Annotated in this window: 19 protein-coding genes and 1 tRNA gene; 10 read left to right on the forward strand and 10 right to left on the reverse strand. The window is 70.3% G+C overall.

Features of this window, described 5'->3' with window-relative positions; genetic code table 11:
* The first annotated feature begins 16 nt into the window (after nt 1-16).
* Complete coding sequence (locus tag ACZ7OU_RS04925; protein WP_470255881.1) at nt 17-625, forward strand: hypothetical protein; 609 nt, start codon at nt 17-19, stop codon at nt 623-625.
* Between the two features lies 1 nt (nt 626).
* Here the strand turns inward: ACZ7OU_RS04925 and ACZ7OU_RS04930 are convergent, their stop codons facing one another.
* From ACZ7OU_RS04930 to ACZ7OU_RS04945, 4 genes are all read right to left on the reverse strand, one after another.
* Nucleotides 627-1,337, reverse strand: coding sequence for a G1 family glutamic endopeptidase (locus ACZ7OU_RS04930; RefSeq protein ID WP_470254271.1), 711 nt, complete (start codon nt 1,335-1,337; stop codon nt 627-629).
* 204 nt (nt 1,338-1,541) lie between these two features.
* Nucleotides 1,542-2,597, reverse strand: coding sequence for an ABC transporter substrate-binding protein (locus ACZ7OU_RS04935; RefSeq protein ID WP_470254272.1), 1,056 nt, complete (start codon nt 2,595-2,597; stop codon nt 1,542-1,544).
* A gap of 1 nt (nt 2,598) precedes the next feature.
* A complete protein-coding gene (locus tag ACZ7OU_RS04940; RefSeq protein WP_470239872.1) occupies nt 2,599-3,486 on the reverse strand; it encodes an ABC transporter permease in 888 nt (295 codons plus the stop codon).
* Nucleotides 3,476-4,282: an ABC transporter ATP-binding protein gene (locus ACZ7OU_RS04945; RefSeq protein WP_470254273.1), complete on the reverse strand. Its 807-nt coding sequence runs from the start codon at nt 4,280-4,282 to the stop codon at nt 3,476-3,478. The genes ACZ7OU_RS04940 and ACZ7OU_RS04945 overlap by 11 nt, the downstream gene beginning before the upstream one ends.
* Before the next feature lie 191 nt (nt 4,283-4,473).
* On the opposite strand from ACZ7OU_RS04945, the gene ACZ7OU_RS04950 reads away from it, so the two are divergent.
* Together ACZ7OU_RS04950 and ACZ7OU_RS04955 are read left to right on the forward strand one after the other, a co-directional pair.
* Nucleotides 4,474-6,051, forward strand: a complete 1,578-nt coding sequence (locus ACZ7OU_RS04950; RefSeq protein WP_470255882.1) for a sensor histidine kinase — start codon at nt 4,474-4,476, stop codon at nt 6,049-6,051.
* A complete protein-coding gene (locus ACZ7OU_RS04955) occupies nt 6,048-6,707 on the forward strand; it encodes a response regulator (protein WP_470239874.1) in 660 nt (219 codons plus the stop codon). Before ACZ7OU_RS04950 ends, ACZ7OU_RS04955 begins: the two co-directional genes overlap by 4 nt.
* A 1-nt stretch (nt 6,708) precedes the next feature.
* On the opposite strand, the gene ACZ7OU_RS04960 is transcribed toward ACZ7OU_RS04955, so the two are convergent.
* Together ACZ7OU_RS04960 and ACZ7OU_RS04965 are read right to left on the reverse strand one after the other, a co-directional pair.
* The gene (locus ACZ7OU_RS04960) at nt 6,709-7,338 is read right to left on the reverse strand and encodes a hypothetical protein (RefSeq protein WP_470254274.1); all 630 of its coding nucleotides are present in this window, start codon (nt 7,336-7,338) and stop codon (nt 6,709-6,711) included.
* A 141-nt stretch (nt 7,339-7,479) separates the two neighbouring features.
* Nucleotides 7,480-8,292, reverse strand: coding sequence for an SDR family oxidoreductase (locus ACZ7OU_RS04965; RefSeq protein ID WP_470254275.1), 813 nt, complete (start codon nt 8,290-8,292; stop codon nt 7,480-7,482).
* Between the two features lie 142 nt (nt 8,293-8,434).
* On the opposite strand from ACZ7OU_RS04965, the gene ACZ7OU_RS04970 reads away from it, so the two are divergent.
* Complete coding sequence (locus ACZ7OU_RS04970) at nt 8,435-9,238, forward strand: trypsin-like serine peptidase (RefSeq protein ID WP_470254276.1); 804 nt, start codon at nt 8,435-8,437, stop codon at nt 9,236-9,238.
* 16 nt (nt 9,239-9,254) lie between these two features.
* A complete protein-coding gene (locus ACZ7OU_RS04975; protein ID WP_470239878.1) occupies nt 9,255-9,479 on the forward strand; it encodes an RNA-binding S4 domain-containing protein in 225 nt (74 codons plus the stop codon).
* Here the strand turns inward: ACZ7OU_RS04975 and ACZ7OU_RS04980 are convergent.
* A complete protein-coding gene (locus ACZ7OU_RS04980; protein WP_470254277.1) occupies nt 9,476-10,417 on the reverse strand; it encodes an Ldh family oxidoreductase in 942 nt (313 codons plus the stop codon). The two genes, ACZ7OU_RS04975 and ACZ7OU_RS04980, sit on opposite strands and share 4 nt — an antisense overlap.
* Nucleotides 10,418-10,519: 102 nt before the next feature.
* On the opposite strand from ACZ7OU_RS04980, the gene ACZ7OU_RS04985 reads away from it, so the two are divergent.
* The 3 genes from ACZ7OU_RS04985 (at nt 10,520) to ACZ7OU_RS04995 (ending at nt 11,807) form a co-directional block, all read left to right on the forward strand.
* Nucleotides 10,520-10,801: a DUF2277 domain-containing protein gene (locus tag ACZ7OU_RS04985; RefSeq protein WP_470254278.1), complete on the forward strand. Its 282-nt coding sequence runs from the start codon at nt 10,520-10,522 to the stop codon at nt 10,799-10,801.
* A 31-nt stretch (nt 10,802-10,832) separates the two neighbouring features.
* A complete protein-coding gene (locus tag ACZ7OU_RS04990) occupies nt 10,833-11,672 on the forward strand; it encodes a patatin-like phospholipase family protein (protein WP_470254279.1) in 840 nt (279 codons plus the stop codon).
* Nucleotides 11,673-11,720: 48 nt separating this feature from the next.
* Nucleotides 11,721-11,807, forward strand: a tRNA-Ser gene (locus ACZ7OU_RS04995).
* Nucleotides 11,808-11,842: 35 nt separating this feature from the next.
* Here the strand turns inward: ACZ7OU_RS04995 and ACZ7OU_RS05000 are convergent.
* Nucleotides 11,843-12,316 (reverse strand): MarR family winged helix-turn-helix transcriptional regulator, encoded by a 474-nt coding sequence (locus ACZ7OU_RS05000; RefSeq protein WP_470254280.1) that lies wholly within the window; start codon nt 12,314-12,316, stop codon nt 11,843-11,845.
* A gap of 602 nt (nt 12,317-12,918) precedes the next feature.
* Between ACZ7OU_RS05000 and ypfJ the strand changes: the two genes are divergently transcribed.
* Nucleotides 12,919-13,845 carry a KPN_02809 family neutral zinc metallopeptidase gene (gene ypfJ / locus ACZ7OU_RS05005; RefSeq protein ID WP_470254281.1) on the forward strand — a complete coding sequence of 309 codons (927 nt, stop codon included), beginning with the start codon at nt 12,919-12,921 and terminating at the stop codon, nt 13,843-13,845.
* A gap of 50 nt (nt 13,846-13,895) precedes the next feature.
* Here ypfJ and ACZ7OU_RS05010 read toward each other — a convergent pair whose 3' ends face one another.
* Complete coding sequence (locus tag ACZ7OU_RS05010; protein WP_470254282.1) at nt 13,896-15,428, reverse strand: M28 family metallopeptidase; 1,533 nt, start codon at nt 15,426-15,428, stop codon at nt 13,896-13,898.
* 82 nt (nt 15,429-15,510) lie between these two features.
* On the opposite strand from ACZ7OU_RS05010, the gene ACZ7OU_RS05015 reads away from it, so the two are divergent.
* A complete protein-coding gene (locus ACZ7OU_RS05015) occupies nt 15,511-16,488 on the forward strand; it encodes an NAD(P)H-quinone oxidoreductase (RefSeq protein WP_470239885.1) in 978 nt (325 codons plus the stop codon).
* Here ACZ7OU_RS05015 and ACZ7OU_RS05020 read toward each other — a convergent pair.
* Entirely contained in the window at nt 16,485-17,684 is a 1,200-nt protein-coding gene (locus ACZ7OU_RS05020; RefSeq protein ID WP_364613373.1) for a cysteine desulfurase-like protein, read from the reverse strand. The genes ACZ7OU_RS05015 and ACZ7OU_RS05020 overlap by 4 nt on opposite strands.
* Nucleotides 17,685-17,798 lie beyond the last annotated feature (114 nt).

The raw sequence follows: 17,798 nt of genomic DNA on the forward strand, positions 1-17,798 counted from the left end.
GACGCGGTGGCCCGCGATGGGCGTCGTCGTCGCCACGCTCGTCCTGCAGGTCGCCCTGCCCGCCGACATGGCGTTGCACCCGCGCTGGCTGCTGCCCGCCGTCTCCGGGCTGCTCGTCGTCGCGCTGCTGCTGGTCAACCCGGGCCGGATGTCGCACTTCAGCGCCGTCGAACGGGTCATCTCGCTGCTGCTCGTGGCCGCCGTGACCACGGTGAACGGCGCGTCCGCGGTGCAGCTGGTCTACGGCATCGCGACCGGCACGATCGGCGACCGCCCCGGGGCCGTGCTCGTCACCGGCGGGATCGTCTACTGGACGAACATCGTCGCCTTCTCCCTCTGGTACTGGGAGTTCGACCGTGGCGGCCCAGGCCGGCGGGCTGCAGGCCGGGCCGAGTTCCCCGACCTGCAGTTCCCGCAGATGGCCGACCCGGACCTGGCGCACCGGGACTGGGAACCGTCCTACCTGGACTACCTCTACTTCTCGTTCACGAACGCGGCCGCCTTCAGCCCCACCGACGTCATGCCCCTGCGGATCTGGGCGAAGATGACGATGATGCTGCAGGCCGCCATCTCGCTCGTCCTGGCGGTCATGGTGGTCTCGTGGGCCATCAACAACCTCAAGTAGGTCAGTGCCGCGAGATCGTGAAGCTCTGGCCGTCCGAGCCGATCGCGCCCGGGATCCAGGTGTTCGTGCCGCGGTCGTCGGCGTTCAGCGCGGACGGGCTGGTCGAGGCCAGGTTCGTCCCGTTGAACTTGACGCCGGTGAACTTGATGCCGCCGGAGATCGTCGGGTAGGAGTCGGTCGGCGACTCGATGATCGCCTCCGCCGACGCGTGCTTCGACGTCAGCGACTTCGTGGTGGTCTTCGTCCAGCCCTTGGTCGTGTCGGACAGGTCGAGCCGGTAGGTGTTGGTGGCCGTGCGGGTCACGGTCGCGGTGATGTGGTCGCCCGCGCCGACCGACACGTTGTAGTACACCGGCGCGGCCGGGTACATCTCGTACCAGGCGGAGTACACCGGACGTCCGCTCGAGCAGTCCGTCTCGACGCCGGTCTGTTCCACTGTGGACGATCCGTCGCCGTCGATGCCGACCCACGGCGCGAAGAGGTCGTTGCTCGACCGGCACGTCACGGTCGGCTCGGTCCAGCTCGCCGTCGCCGTGGTGAAGCTGCCGAAGCTGACGTATCCGCCCCAGTTGCCGCCGGAGAACTGGTGCCCGTGGAAGTGCGAGCCGTACTCGACCGCCGCATGGGCGGTACCCGAGACAGCCAAGCCTGCGGCCGCCGCGGCAACCGCCGTGAGGACGCGGGCAGCGCGCGACGAAAGGATTCTGGACATGCGGGGACTCCGTTCACCGATGGGGACCGGGAAAGCCGTGTCCTCAAGTGTTGGAGTCTCACCAAAAAGAAGGTAGCTACTTTCGCATGGTCTTCCCATTGGCCGAAAGATTGTCCGAAAAGACCCGTAAAGGCCTCCGCGGGGGAAAGAGGCCTTTACGGGTCCATATCGCTCACCAACCGCCCGGTCAGGTGAGCGGGGCTCCTACTGCTGGGACCGCGCCTTCGCGGCGTCCACGAACTTCGTCGTGTACGTCTGCGACAGGTCGATCTTGTCCTTCTTCGGCTTGACGTTGCTGGACGACTCGCCCAGCACCTTCAGCACGTTCCGCGCGCCCGCCGGGTCCATCCGGCCGTCCTTCGTGAACATCGGCAGGCTGTCCTTCAGCGACTTCACGTACAGCGCCTTGTCCCCGCCGGCGAACGACGGCGGCATGACGTCGGCGACCTGTTCCGGCGTGTGCGTCGAAATCCACTTCAGGCTTTCGACGTACGCGTTGGCCAGTTTCTGCACGATGTCCGGATACCGCTTCACGATTTCGCAGCCCATGTACAGCGAGCTGGCCGGGTACAAACCACCCAAAGCGGCTTTCGTGCCCTCGACCGTGCGCATTTCGTAGAGCACCTTCGCCTGACCGGTGTTGGTCAGCTGCGCGATCGTCGGGTCGGTGGTCATCCCGGCGTCGATCGAACCCTGGTTCATCGCCGAGATGAACGTCTGCCCGGCGCCGACCTTGACCGGCGTGTAGTCCTTCGAGCTGACGCCACCGCGCGCGGCCAGCGCCTTCGTCAGGAAGTCCGTCGACGAGCCCAGCGAGGTGACGCCGAGGTTGCGGCCCTTGAAGTCCGCGCCCGACTTGATCTCGCCGGCCTTGCCGGTGGCGACCATCTCGGCCTCGCCCGGCACGTTCGCGAACTGCACGACGCTCTGGATGCACTGCTCCTTGGCCTGCAGGTCGATCGTGTGGTCGTAGAACCCGACCACCCCCTGCACCTCGCCGGCCAGCAGCGACGTCTCGGCGTTGGCGCCCGACGGCTGGTCGAAGAGCTCGACGTCGAGCCCCTGCCGCTTGTAGGCACCGATCTGCTGCGCCAGCTGGCCGGGCAGGTAGATGACCTTCGAGATGCCGCCGATCATGATCTTGATGTGCGGCTGGCCGGTGGTACCGAGAGAGATCTCCCGCGAGTCGCGGCACGCCGTGACCCCGGCCAGGGTGACCGTGAGCGCGGCCGCCACGGCTACTGCCCTCTTCAGGCGCATGTCAGACCACCCCGTGCGCGGCATCGGCGGCGGACGGCGGGCGCCAGCGCAGCAGCCTGCCCTCCAGTGAGCTGATGCCCCACTCCGCGAGCAGCGCCACCACGGTGATGATCAGCATGCCGGCGTACACGCCCGCCGTGTCGAACGTGCCCTGCGCGTTGGCGATCAGGAAGCCCATGCCGGCCTTGGCGCCGGTGTACTCGCCGACGACCGCGCCGATCAGCGCGAAGCCGAACGCGACGTGCAGCGACGACAGGATCCACGACGTCGCGCTGGGCAGCACGATCGACTTGAGGACCTGGCCACGGGTCGCGCCGAGGATGCGGGCGTTGTCGATCAGGTTGCGGTCGACCTCACGGGCACCGGTGAAGGCGTTGAAGAACACCGCGAAGAACACGAGCACGACGACGGTCGCGACCTTCGACGACAGCCCGAGCCCGAACCAGATGACGAACAGCGCGGCGAGCACGATGCGCGGCAACGCGTTGGCGGCCTTGATGAACGGCGCGAGCACCTGCGCGAGGTAGGAGCTGCGGCCGAGGATCACGCCGAACACGACCCCGGCGATGGCACCGATGACGAAGCCGATCGCGGCTTCCTCGACGGTCACCAGGATCTGGTACCAGATCGAGCCGAAGTCGGTCCCGGCGCCGAACCACTCGACCAGCCGCTCCCAGATCTTCGACGGCTTCGAGTAGAAGAACGGGTCGATCCAGTACGTCGCGGTCAGCTCCCAGCTGCCCAGCCAGACGACGACGATCGCCAGGCGCAGCAGCCAGATGTTGCGCTTGCGCTTCGAGGAGGCCTGCTTCGCGCGGGCCAGGATGTCCTGCTCGGTCTCGAGGACCGGGAGCGGCGCGGACGTCGCCGCGGGGGTCTCAAGCGACACTGGACGCTCCCTTCTCACGGGCCTTGTCGACCTCGCTGCGCAACGATTCCCAGATGTCGGCGTACAGCTTGCGGAACTCGTCGGTGAGCCGCAGCTCCTCGACCTTCCGCGGCCGCTCCAGCGGGATCTCGAAGACGTCCTTCACGGTGGCCGGCGACGTCGTCAGCACGACGACCTTGTCCGCCAGCGCGATCGCCTCGTCGAGGTCGTGCGTCACGAAGATCACCGCGGCCCCCGAACCGGACCACAGGCGCAGCAGCTCGTCCTGCATGAGCGCGCGGGTCTGCACGTCCAGCGCCGAGAACGGCTCGTCCATCAGCAGGATCTTCGGCTTGGTGACGAGCGTCTGGGCCAGCGCGACGCGCTTGCGCATGCCGCCGGAAAGCTGGTGCGGGTAGTACTTCTCGAACCCGGCGAGCCCGACTCGGGCGATCCAGTCGACGGCCTGCTCGCGGGCCTCGGCCTTCGACGCCCCGCGGAAGCGCGGGCCGGAGGCGACGTTGTCCAGCACCGACCGCCACGGCATCACGGCGTCGGTCTGGAACATGTAGCCGACACCGTCCGGGATCGACTTCACGTCTGCGCCGTTCACCCGCACGCGGCCGGCGGACGGCGGCTGCAACCCCGAGACGAGCGAAAGCGTCGTCGACTTGCCGCAGCCGGTGGGACCGACGACGGCGACGAACTCGCCGGGCTGCACGGTCATGGTCAGGTCGCGGACGGCCGTGTGCACGGAACCGGACCCGCTCGGGAACCGTTTGGTGGCTCCGGTGAGTTCGATCAGTGGGGGAACCATGGGGAGGTGACTCCTTCGTCACGTGGTGCCTGTCACGTTGGGAAGGGACGTTAAGGACGGGTGGCGGCCACGTGAAGCTTGTCGACGTTCTCCGCGCGAGCTGTGCGTTCTGAATGTTTCGCTCATTTAGCGCACGGCCGTGAGCTGGGGGTATGTTCCGAGCCATGCCAAAGTGGGCGCTCTTCCCGCGGATGCGGTTCAGCAGGCAGGTGCTGCTGCTGCAGATCGGCGTGGTCGCCCTGGTCGTCGGGATCGGGGTGGCGCTGGTCAGCGTGCTCCTGCGCAGCACCCTCACCGACCAGTACGGGCGCCGCGCGCTCGCCATCGCGAAATCCGTCGCCGCGGACCCCGTCGTCGTCCAGAACGCGGCCGCGAAGCTCCCCGCCGGCCCGCTCGAAGAGCGCGTCCTCGCCGTCACGAAGGCCAACGAAGCACTCTTCGTCGTGATCACCGACGACAAGGGCATCCGGCTCGCGCACCCGACGCGGTCCGAGATCGGCAAGCCGGTCAGCACCCCCGCGGACCGGGCCCTCGCCGGGGAGGACGAGGTCAGCGCGGTGCAGAGCGGCACGCTCGGCCTGTCCGTGCGGAGCAAGACCCCGATCTGGCAGGGGCAGCGCGTGGTCGGCGAAGTCAGCGTCGGCTTCGAAGTCGGCGACCCGACCGGCGACTTCAACCGCCTCCTGGCGATCACCCTGGTGTTCGCCGGCGGCGCGCTGCTGCTCGGCGCCGGCGCGTCCGCGCTGCTGAACCGGCGGCTGCGCCGCGTCACGCACGGCCTCGAACCGCACGAGCTCACCGAGCTGCTCTACGAACGCGAAGCCGTGCTGCACGGGATCGGCGAGGGCGTCCTTGCGGTCGACGAGACGAACCGCGTCTCGGTGCGCAACGACGAGGCCGAACGCCTCCTCGGCACCGAGCTCCCGATCGGCGCGGCGATGGCGGAGCTGGAGCTCAGCCCGCGGGTGCACAAGGCCGTCGCCGAAGGGCTGCCGGTCGACAACCTCCTCGCGGTGGCCGGAAACCGGGTGCTCGTCATCAACAGCCGGGCGGTGCGACTCGACGAGCGCGACATCGGCACCGTGCTGACCTTCCGCGACCGCACCGACCTCGACACCGTCACCCGCGAGCTCGACGGCATCCGCGCGCTGTCCGACGGCCTGCGCGCCCAGAGGCACGAGTTCGCGAACCGGCTGCACACGCTCTACGGCCTGCTCCAGCTCGGCCACCACACCGAAGCCGTCGAGTACCTGCAGACGCTCACCGACTCGTCGTCAGCCCGGCCGAGCGAGCTGGGCGACACCGTCGCCGACCCGTACCTGCAGGCGCTGCTCGTCGCGAAAACCGAGCAGGCGCAGGAAAAGGGGCTCACGCTCAAGCTCGCCGACGACACCTGGGTGCCGACGACCGTGACCGACCCGATCGCCGCGAACACCGTGATCGGCAACCTCGTCGACAACGCGCTGCACGCGGCCCGGATGGGTCCGCGGCGGCCGGCGACCGTCGAGATCAGCCTGCTCGCCGAGGACGGGACGCTGCACCTGTCCGTTGTGGACAGTGGCCCCGGCGTGCCGGAAGACCTGCGGCGGACGTTGTTCGACGAAGGCGTCTCGACGAAGATCGCGCCCGGGCACGGACTCGGCCTGGCGCTGGCCCGGCAGGCCGCCCGCGCCCGCGGCGGCGACGTCTGGCTGGCCGGTCCCGGCGACGGCGAGACGGGTGCCCTGTTCGTCGCGAAACTGCCCGGAATGCTGACGGAGGACCGATGATCCGCACGCTCATCGTCGACGACGACTTCCGCGTCGCCGGGGTGCACGCCGGGTTCGTCGAGGAGGTCGACGGCTTCGCGGTGGTCGGCACCGCGCACACCGCGGCGGAGGCCCGCGCCCGCGTCCGGGAGCTCGCGCCCGACCTGATCCTGCTCGACGTCTACCTGCCCGACGAGTCCGGCCTCGCGGTGCTCCCGGAGCTGCAGACAGACACGATCGTGCTGTCCGCGGCGACCGACAGCTCGTCCGTGGCGGCGGCGATCCGCGCCGGCGCGCTCAACTACCTGATCAAGCCGTTCACCACGCGCCAGCTAGCGGAACGCCTGACGTCGTACGCGCGCTTCCGCGGCCTGCTCGCCGAAGACCGGGCCATGGCCCAGGACGACGTCGACCGCGCGTACCGGGTGCTGCACGACCAGGACCGGACGTCCGCGCCGAAGGGCCAGTCGACGGCGACGTCCCGGCTCGTCTCGGAGCAGCTGCGCCGGGCGGGCCGCCCGCTGTCGGCCGCGGAGGTGGCCGGCGAGCTGGGCATGGCGCGGGCGACGGCCCAGCGGTACCTGACGGCGCTGGCCGAGTCGGGGACGGTCCGGATGCGCCTGCGCTACGGCGCCACCGGGCGCCCGGAACACGAATACCGCTGGTCCGGCGCCTGAATCAACGGCGGATGGTCGTCGTCTCCGCGCGGTACTGGTACTGCTGCACCATGCTTTCGGCGACGTTCACCCAGGACCGGACCGGGTCGGGGGACGACGACGGCGTCGGCTTCGGCAGGTCGACGCGCGCCTCGTCTTCCTCGGACACGGTCTTCTTCGCCTGCGGTTTCGCCTGCACCTGAACCTGTTTCGGGGCCTGCTTGGCCGGTACCGGCACGAACACGGTCGTCGGGGCCGGCGTGGCCACCGGCGCCTGCGGGGCTTGCGGCTGCGGCGCCGGTGCCTCGGCGACGGCGGGACGCGCGTCCAGCTGGGCGACGTCGTCCCGGTTCGAGGCGAACAGGCTTCCGGTGACCGTCCCGCCGGCCAGCCAGCCGACCGCGACGAGCAGCACCGCGGCGCCGCTGCCGAGCCACGTGCGGGCGCGGCGCCGGATCACCACGGACTTCGGGCGCAGGTCCTGGTCGCACACCGGCGGCCGGGTGTAGATCGGCTCGACGGCCGCCACGTCGTCGTCGGTGCGGCGGCGCCGGGGCAGGCTCGCCGCGACGATTCCCGTGCGGTCCAGCAGCTCCACCGCGGTGCGGTCGCTGGACGGACGGGTCGCACTGCGCTGTGCGGTGCGAAGCATCGGGGACCTCCGGGACGCGGGACTCGCGGACCCCAAGCATTCTGGACCATTTCGGACGGCCCTGTCAGAAACGCAACTCCATTGAGTGAAGCGTTGTGCCGGCAGACAACCCGAAAGTCGTAGTCCGAATGCTATTCGCCTTTACGACTGCTTGAGCCCCATGCGCGCGAGCATCGCGAGTGGCCGCTGGTAGGCCGAGCCGAGCACGCGCGGGATGGCGTCGATGACGTAGGCGTCCGGTCCGATGAGGATCCGCGCCGACTTCCGCTCGATCCCGCGCAGGATCGTCTGTGCCGCCTTCTCCGGTGTGGTGCGGGCGATCCGCTCGAATCCTTGCGCGGCCTTCTCCTGGTCGTCGGCGGCGCTCCGGGAGTTGCGCACGATGTTGGTCTTGATCCCGCCGGGGTGCACGCAGCTCACCCCGACCGGGCGCCGCGCGATCAGCATTTCTTCGCGCAGGGCTTCGGTGAATCCGCGGACCGCGAACTTCGCCGCGTTGTACGCGCTCTGCGTCGGCACGCCGACGAAGCCGAAGACGCTGGAAATGTTCACGACGTGCCCGTCGCCGGAAGCGATCAGGTGCGGCAGGAAAGCTTTCGTGCCGTTCACCACACCACCGAGGTTGATGCCCATCAGCCAGTCGTAGTCCTCGAACGTCATCTCTTCGACGGTCGCGCCGAGCGCCACGCCGGCGTTGTTCACGACGACGTTGACGCGGCCGAACTCCTCCGCGACCTCGTCGGCGTGGGAGAGCACGGCGGCGCGGTCGGCGACGTCGAGGACGTACGCCCGGGCGTTGTCCCCGGCCAGCTTCGCCGTTTCCTCGGCGTTCGCGGCGTTGACGTCGGAGAGGGCGACGCGCGCCCCGCGCCGGGCGAACTCGAGCGACAGCGCCCGCCCGATCCCCGAGCCCGCCCCGGTGACCACCACGACCTTGTCCGCGAACTGCTTCATCGGCTCTCCCCGTGCTACCCGGTGTTACTCGCGAGTTACGGATATTAGCGGCTGTGAGCTTGCTGTGGGTGTGCCGTTCGTGTCGGTGCGGCACCTTAAGGTGATGGGGTAGGCGTCCGGGGGCGAGTACGACGAGGAGGCGATGCGCGTGCGGCGGCCCGCCGTCCTGCTCACCCTCGCCGCGGTCCTGCTGCTCGGCGCGGCCTTCGTGGTCGTCGCGGCCCGGCAGCCGCGGTCGGCGAACGCGTCCGGCCAGGACGCCGGGGTCATCGAAGCGGCACCCGTGTCGACACCCGACCTGCCCGCGGAGTCCAGCCCGGCGGTCGGCGCGCTGTTCCTCGACGGTTCGCACTACTGCACCGCCAGCGTCGTCCACAGCGACCAGGGCGACGTGCTGCTGACCGCGGCCCACTGCATCCACGACGGCGAGGGCGGCGACTACCTCACCGGCGTCACGTTCGCGCCCGGCTACCACGACGGCGTCGCGCCGTTCGGCTTCTGGACGGTGTCCGACGAGCTCGTCGCGCCCGGCTGGAGCACGTCGTCGGACCAGGACCTCGACGTCGGCTTCGCCACCGCCCACCAGGCCGGGGCCGCGAAACCCCTGGAAAGCCTGGTCGGCGCGAACACCCTCGCGACGGGCACCGACTTCGAGCAGGCCATCACGCTCACCGGCTACCCGGACGACGCCGAGGCCCCGGCGGTCTGCCGGAACACGACCAGCCGGCAGGACACGTTCCAGCTGAAGGTGGACTGCGCGGGCTTCCCGACGGGCACCAGCGGCGGCCCGTGGGTCACCGCGCCGGACCCGAAGACCCACCTCGGCACGGTCATCGGCGTCATCGGCGGGTTCGAGTACGGCGGCGACGACCCGGACACGTCGTACTCGAGCTACTTCGACACGGACGTCCAGGCGCTGTACCGGCAGACGACCGCCCGCGCCTGAGCGGCATGATGCGGGTATGAGCGACCCCGTCGACGTACCGATCACCGGCGAGCCGATCCGGCTCGGCCAGTTCCTCAAGCTGGCCGGCCTCGCCGAAGACGGCTCCCACGCGAAGGACCTGATCGACGCGGAGGAGGTCACCGTCAACGGCGAGGTCGAGACCCGCCGCGGCCGCCAGCTGACCGGCGGCGACGTCGTAGCGGTCGGCGAGAACCGCGGCAAGGTCGTCCTGGTCCGCTAACCCACGCTGGTCAGCGGCGGGAGGCCGATCGACGCCGCCAGCGCGTCCAGCTCGCGGCGCACCGGGCCGGACAGCGGCACCCCCAGCGCCCGGCACTGCTCCAGGTGCTGGGCCTCGCGCCAGCCGGGGTAGCGGATCGGCGCACCGCCGTCCCAGCCGAGCATGCTGCCGAAGAGCGCGCTGGCCGCGCGGTAGAAGCCGTCGGCGCTGCGCAGCGTCGTCGGCGCGATCGCCAGCACCAGCAGGCCGGTGTCGTGCTCGTGGTCGGCCACGCCGGAGAGCACCCCGGCGAGGACCTCGACCAGCAGCGTCAGCCCCGCGCCTTCCGAACCGGAGCGGTCCATGTCGAAGACGAACTCGGGGTACGCGCCCCCGGGCGCGGCCATGCCCAGGGGGTTCATCGGCTGGCCGGGCTCGCCGCCGGCGGCGAGCACCAGCCCGATCATCGCGTGCGGCAGCGCCCGCGCGGCGTGGTGCCCGGCCCGGCCGAACGGCCCGATGCCGCGCAGCGAGACGAGCCCGACGCCGAAGCGGCCGGCCCGCGTCACCGCCCGGTCCATCGCGTCGCCGACCGCCCAGAGCCCCGGCGCGCGGCGGTAGTCGAGCAGCGCGGCGGCCCCGCGGTCGGCGATCATCAGCGGCTCGGCGTGCGGCACGACGTGCCCGGTCTTCACCATCGGCAGGTGGATCCGGGTCAGGTCGGCGACGCCGGTCTCGGGCGAACCGGTCAGGTCGCCGTGGCAGAGGGCTTCCGCCGCGATGCGGGCGCGTGCTTCGGGGAAGCCGTGGGCGGCGAAGACGTGTGCCACGAGGGTGACCAGCTCGTCGGCCCGCACGCGCGGCCAGGCCTGTTCCGGGATCGGGGTTTCGGGGGTCTCTTCTTCGAGGATGCCGGGTTCGGGGCGGGCGGAGCGGAAGGGACGCGGTCTGAGAGGCACTTCCCCGACACTGCCCAAACGCGGGTTCGCACGTCAACGAGGTTCGCCCGGCCCTACCCGACCGTGTGATCGAAGGCTCCGAAGAGTCGTACCCTGGGCGGCATGTGCCGAAACATCACCACCCTCAGAGGGCTTCAGCCGTCCGCGACGGGCGAGGAGATCGAGGCCGCGGCCCGCCAGTACGTGCGCAAGGTGACCGGCGTGCAGTCGCTGTCGGACGCCACGCGCGAGCCGTTCGAAGCGGCGGTCGCCGAGATCACCGAGATCACCACGCGGCTGCTGGAGCAGCTGCCCGAGCGCCGTCAGCCGCCGGCGACCATCCCGCCGTTGCGCCGTCCCGAGGTGCGGGCGCGGATCGCGGCCAAGGCCATGAAGCAGGCCTGAAACTGTCGTACCCCCTCGCTAGGCTGGCCGCATGGGCGGACAGGGTTTGGTACTGGGTGGCGGCGGGGTCGCCGGGATCGCGTGGACGACGGGGCTGCTGACCGGGCTGGCCGAGCACGGCCAGGACCTGACGGGCGCGGACCTGCTCGTCGGGACGTCGGCGGGGTCGGTGGTCGCCGCGCAGGTGACGAGCGGCAGTGAACTGGCGGAGCTGTTCGCGCGCCAGGTCGACCCGGCGCGTCAGACGCCGGAGATCCCGGCCGAAATCGACTTCGAGAAGTTCGCGGCCGACTTCGGCGGCGCGGTCACCGGATCGACGTCACCGGCCGAGGTCCGGCGCGCGGTCGGCCGGCTCGCGCTGGCGGCCGAGACGGTGTCCGAAGTGGACCGCCGCGCGGTGATCGAGGCGCGCCTGCCGGTGCACGACTGGCCGGAGCAGCGCCTGGTGATCGTGGCGGTCGACGCCGAGACGGGCGAGCCACGCCGTTTCGACCGCGCGTCCGGGGTGTCCCTGGTCGACGCGGTGGCGGCGAGCTGCGCGGTCCCGGGCATCTGGCCCCCGGTGACGATCGACGGCAGGCGCTACGTCGACGGCGGCGTCCGTTCAGCCGAGAACGCCGACTACGCGACGGGCTGCACCCGCGTGACGGTGATCGCGCCGCTGGGGGTGGATTCCCCGCTGCCGATGGAGAAGCCGCTGCTCGAGGTGCTGGACGACCTGCGCGCGGCGGGCGCGGAGGTCACGCTGGTCATCCCGGACGAGGCCTCGATCGCGGCGGTCGGCGAGAACCCGCTGGACCCGGCGACCCGCACCCCGGCGGCGGAAGCGGGACGAGCGCAGGGCGCGGCGTTGACGCTGAGCTGGAAGTAGCCCGGACGCAGGGTGCTCCCGAACCCGTCGGCTACCCTCGTGGGGCGAGGTAGCGTGTCCGAGCGGCCGAAGGAACATGTCTTGAAAACATGCGAGGGGGCAACCTCTCCGTGGGTTCGAATCCCACCGCTACCGCTCCGGGCCCCGGGCGCGCCGTAGCCGCGCCCGGGTCAGCCGTCCACCTCGGACAGGTGGCCCAGCACCCGGTCGAACGCCGCGGCGATCGTCGCTTGTTCCTCGGGGCTCAGCAGGTCGATGAGGTGCTCGCGCACCCCTTCCAGGTGGGTCGGCGCCGCCTTCGCGAGGAGAGCCAGGCCCTCGTCGGTCAGCTCGGTGATGACCCCGCGCTTGTCCTCGGGGTCGCGGGCCCGCCGGACCACGCCCGCGTCTTCGAGCCGGCCGACCTGGTGCGAAAGCCGGCTCTTCGTCGAGCCCATCAGCACGGCCAGCTCGGACATCCGCATCCGGTGCCCGGCCTGCATCTCCAGGCACACCAGCACTTCGTAGTCGGTCAGTGACACGTCGTGCTGCACGGCCAGCTCGCGGTGCAGCACCTGCCGCAGCTTCAGGGTCGCCACGATGTAGGAGCGCCACGCCGCCATCTCGGCTTCGTTCAACCAACGCACAGGCCGCTCCTCGGTCATAAGGCAGCCTAGAACGCTGATCAAGGGACCGCGCGGTCCGAGTCCGAACTGCGTGCCGGTAAAAATGCCGTCGCAACATCACCCGGAGGTGGGGTTACGAAAAGGTTGAGACTCGGCCAGAAAAGGCGCATTCTGCTTGTCTGCGGATGGTCGGCCAGGGTAGGGCGCGGCGACGATGACGTGCCGGCCCGGGCTCCCCGCCGGGAGAGGTCAGGTGGTTGCGTGACGGGTGATCCTCGCGGTTGACCGCCTGCTGTGTCCCCGCGACCGGAACGGTTCACGAACGGGCCGGGCGCGATTGAGGGTTGTTGTGGTCAGGCCGGTGCGCCCCGCGTTCAGACGCGAGGTTTGTCGGAAGTTGTGCACCGGCCGACGGCACAACAATCCTCACCGTGAACAGCACCTACGCGGGCTTCCATGCGTTCACGCATACGGCGTCGATCTGGCCTGTATCGGGTCACGACCTCGGCAGTCGTGACGACAGCGCCTGAACGCCGGCCCGGTCGCGGCCAACCGCACGACCAAAAGACACAACCTCGGTACAGAGCCTGGGTGTGGCCGCCAGCGCGACGGCCGCACCCAGGCTCGTTACCATCTCCTTCGTGAGATTCGACGACGACGCCGGCCTGGACGCCTCCGAGGTCCAGGACCTGCGCGGAAGCGGTGGTGGCGGCGGCGGGATCGGCGGCCGCGTTGCGCTCGGCGGCGGTGGACTCGGCGTCGTCGGGGTGATCATCTACTTCGTGCTCTCCCAGCTCGGTGGGGTGAGCACCGGCGGCAGCGGCCTGAGCGGCGGGCTCGGCGGCGTCGGCTCCGGCCAGGCGGTCGACAACTCGAAGCTGTCCAGCGAGTGCAAGACCGGCGCGGACGCCAACAAGAACCACGACTGCGCGATCGTCGCGGTCGTCAACTCCGTCCAGGACTACTGGACGCAGCAGTTCTCGCGCTCCGGCTCGACCTACCGGAAGGCGCCGACGAACTTCTTCAACGGCGGCGTGCGCACCGGGTGCGGCAGCGCCACCTCCGACACCGGGCCGTTCTACTGCCCGGCCGACTCCGAGGTCTACATCGACCTCTCCTTCTTCAACGAGCTGAAGACCCGCTTCGGCGCGCAGGGCGGCCTCTTCACCGAGGCGTACGTCCTCGCGCACGAGTACGGGCACCACGTGCAGAACCTGCTCGGCACGTCGAAGAAGGGCACCGGCACCGGCCCGACGTCCGGTTCGGTGCGCCTCGAGCTGCAGGCCGACTGCTACGCCGGCGTCTGGGCCAACCACGCGTCGACGACGCCGACTGAGAGCGGCAAACCGCTGATCACCGACGTCACGCAGGACGACATCGCCTCCGCGCTGGACACCGCGTCCCGCATCGGCGACGACTACATCCAGCAGAACCTCGGCGGCGGCCAGGTCGACCGTTCGAAGTTCACCCACGGCACGTCCGCGCAGCGCAAGAAGTGGTTCACCACCGGCTTCCAGACCGGCGACCCGGCCCGCTGCGACACCTTCGGCACCAACAACTTGGGCTGAGACACACAGAAAGGGGCCGTCCCGCGAGGGGACGGCCCCTTTTTGCGTGGTTACGCGGTCAGCGCGTGCGGGTCACCGGCGACGGCGCGGGCGGAGAAGTTCCGCTGCGCGCCGCGTTCGGCGGCCTTCTGCTTGGCCGTCTTGCTCTTGCCCGGCTTCACGCCGTTGACGCTCTCGGTGCTCGTCCCGTAGACGCCGACCGCCCAGGCGACCGCGTCCGCGTTGCGGTCGAGCGCGACCCGGTCGAGGTTGCCCAGGTTGTCACAGGCCTGGTGGTAGCACTTGTCGTAGGCGAGACCCGCCGTGCCGCCCCACTTCGCGGCCTGCGCGGCGGTCTTCTGGCCTTCGGCGCCGGTGAAGAGGCCGCCGGCTGGGATGCCCATCGCGATGAACTCGCCGTAGTCCGAGCGCCCGTCGAAGTCGGTGCCCTCGGTCGGGATGCCCGTCGCGTTGAGGTAGCCGGCGAGCGTCTGCTCGATCTGCGCCGAACCGTACGGACCGGGGCCCGCGCCGACGTTGTCGGAGTTGTCGCCGTCGTAGGCGAAGTACGCCGCGTTCGGCGAGCCGATCATGTCGAAGTTCATGTACAGCGCGATGTCGAGCTGCTGCTCGAAGGTCAGCGAGTCGACGTAGTAGGTCGAGCCGACGAGCCCGAACTCCTCCGCGCTCCAGAAGCCGAAGCGGACGCCGTTGTTGACCTTCGGGCTGCTCCCCAGCTGCAGCGCCGTCTCGAGCAGCGTGGCCGAGCCGGTGCCGTTGTCGTTGATGCCCGGGCCGGCCGGGACGCTGTCGAGGTGCGACCCCAGCATCACGACGTTGTCCTTGCGGCCGGTCTTGGTTTCGGCGATGACGTTGTAGCTGGTCCGCGCCTCCTGGAAGGCACGCAGCTCGAGCGTCACGCTCTGGCCGCCGAGCGTGGCCAGTTGCGCGCCCGCGGCGGCCGTGACGCCACCGGTCGGGATCCTCGCGGCGGCCGGGTCCCCCAGGGTCCCGTTCAAGGCGCCGTCGGTGTTGTTGTAGACGATCGCGCCGATCGCGCCCGCGTCCGCGGCGGTCGCCTGCTTCTGCGCGAACGAGCAGCCGCCGCGCTTGATCAGCGCGATCTTGCCGACGACGTCCGCGGTGTAGTCGGTGGCCTCGCAGCCGCTGGTGTCGTCGACCGCGACCACCGAGAGCGGCGCGGTGATGCCGCCGACCGGGGTGTTCGTCGTGTACTCCATCGCGATGACCGGCACGTCAGCGCCGCCCGCGGTCAGCTTCTCCGCGAGGGTCTCGGCGAAGGTGAACGGGAACTCCTGGCGGGTCACCTGGAAGCCGGCCGCTTCGAGCTTGGTCGCGATGTACTCGGCGGACTTCTTGTGCCCGTCGGTACTCGCCGCGCGCGTCCCGCCGTTGGCGTCGGAAATCCGCTGCAGGGCGATGAGGTGGCGGTTGATTCCGCCGACATCGACCTTCTTGACGAGCTGCTTCGCCAGCGCGGGACCGTCGGGAGCCGCTTTCGCGCCGGCCGGGGTCATACCGAGCGCGAGCGTCGTACAGGCGGCCAGCGCCACTGGGACGAGGGTTCTTCGGGTTAGTGACATGTTTGGACACTTTTGTTCCCTATGCCGGGAAGGTCAATGCGTCATTCGGCGGGAACTTCGGTCGCCGGTATACAGTCGACACATGTACGCGATCACCATCCGTGAGCCAGGTGACCCGGACGTTCTCGAGTGGGCGGAGGTCGCGGATCCGCGCCCCGGCCCCGGCGAAGTGCTGCTGGACGTCGCAGCGAGCGCGGTGAACCGGGCGGACCTCCTGCAGCGCCAGGGCCACTACCCGCCGCCGCCCGGCGCCAGCGAAACGATCGGCCTGGAGTGCTCCGGCACCATCGCCGAACTCGGCGAAGGCGTCGAAGGCTGGAACGTCGGCGACGAGGTCTGCGCGTTGCTCGCGGGCGGCGGTTACGCGGAGAAGGCCGTCGTCCCGGCCGGGCAGCTGCTGCCGGTGCCGGCCGAGATCGACCTGATCACCGCGGCCGGCCTGCCCGAGGTGGCGTGCACGGTGTGGGCGAACGTCGTGATGCACGCGAAGCTCGCCGAGGGCGAGGTGCTGCTGATCCACGGCGGCGCCGGCGGCATCGGCACGCACGCCATCCAGGTCGGCAAGGCACTGGGCGCGACGGTCGTGGTGACCGCCGGCTCGGCGGATCGGCTCGACCGCTGCCGCCAGCTCGGCGCCGACCTCGCGATCAACTACAAGGAAGAGGACTTCGTCGAGGTCGTCAAGAAGGAGACCGGCGGCGCGGACGTCATCCTCGACAACATGGGCGCGTCCTACCTGGGCCGCAACGTCGACGCCCTGAAGCAGGACGGCCGGCTGGTGATCATCGGCATGCAGGGCGGCGTCAAGGGCGAGCTGAACGTCGGCGCGCTGCTCGGGAAGCGGGCCGACGTGTTCGCCGCGGGCCTGCGCTTCCGGCCGCTGGACCAGAAGGCGGCGATCGTCGCCGACGTCCGGGAACGCCTGTGGCCGCTGGTTTCCGACGGTCTCGTCAAGCCGATCATCGGCCAGGTCGTGCCGATGGCCGAAGCCTCGTCCGCGCACCGCGCGCTCGAAGAAGGCTCGGTGTTCGGGAAGATCCTGCTGGCCGCGAAGTCCTAGCGGAGTTCTTCCAGCACGCGCACGAGCTGGTTGATCTCGAAGACGTTGGAGTAGTGGGCGAGCCCGATCCGGACGGCGCCGCCCACTTCCCCGACGCCGAGTGACGCGAAGACGCCCGCCGCGCCGTCGTCGGCGAAGGCGCACAACCCCTGCGAAGCCAAGTACTCGGCAACCTCGGGCGACTTCTTGCCGGCGACCGCGAAGGCGAGTGCGGGGATCCGGCGCATGGCGTTGCCGATGACCATGATGTGCCGCAACGACAACAGTTCCGTCGACAGCTGCGCGAGCAAGCCGGCGTGGTAGGACTTCGCCGAGCCGAGCGAGGTGACCAGCCGTTCGCGGCGCGAGCCGGACGCGGCGTCGTCGAGGCCCGCGAGGTAGTCGATCGACGCGATCAGCCCGGCCAGCAGCGGGTAGGCGTGCGGACCGAGTTCGAGCCGCGCGGCGCCGCGCGCGCCGGGGTCGAGCGAGACGGACGCGATGCGCTCGATCAGCTCGGGGTCGCGGAAGACGAGCGCCCCCACCGAAGGCCCGCCCCAGGCCTGGGCGGACACGACCATGACGTCGGCGCCGAGTGCGTTGATGTCGAGCGGCAGGAACGGCGCGGCGTAAGTGGCGTCGACGACGACCAGCGCACCGACCCGCTTGGCGAACTCGATGATCGTCGGGACGTCGGGACGGGTGCCGACGGAACCGGACGCGAGCGTGACCGCGACGGCCTTGGTGCGCGCGGACACGAGCTGCTCGTACTGCCACGCGGGCAGTTCGCAGGTCTCGATGTCGATCTCGCCCCACCGCACGACGGCACCGACGCGTTTCGCGGCGCGCTGCCACGGCGCGAGGTTGGCTTGTTCGTCGAGCCGCGACACGACGACTTCGTCGCCGATGGTCCAGCGCTCGGCGAGAGCGTCGCAGAGGCGGCGCAGCATCACCGGCGAGCTCGGCCCGAGCACGACGGCGGCCGGGTCGGCACCGACCAGGTCGGCCACGGCCCGGCGGGCCGCGGTCACGATGCTTTCCGCGCGTTGTGAGGCCGGAAACGCTCCACCCGGCCCCGACACCGGGGCGCGCATCGCCGTGGAAACGGCCGAAGCGACCTGTTCCGGGACCAGCATTCCGGCGGCGCCGTCGAAGTGAATCCAGCCGTCACCCAGCGCGGGAAAGAGCCCACGGATACGAGCGACGTCGAACGCCATGGGGACACCGTACGGACGTGCGGTTTCGCCGTGCGTCCGGGGTTGGGTGGAGAGCCACCGCGAACCCCGATAGCCGCTACGCTCGGAGACGGACGCCCCGTAGGTGTCGCGGAG

This window comes from Amycolatopsis sp. NPDC114505 (assembly GCF_055633615.1).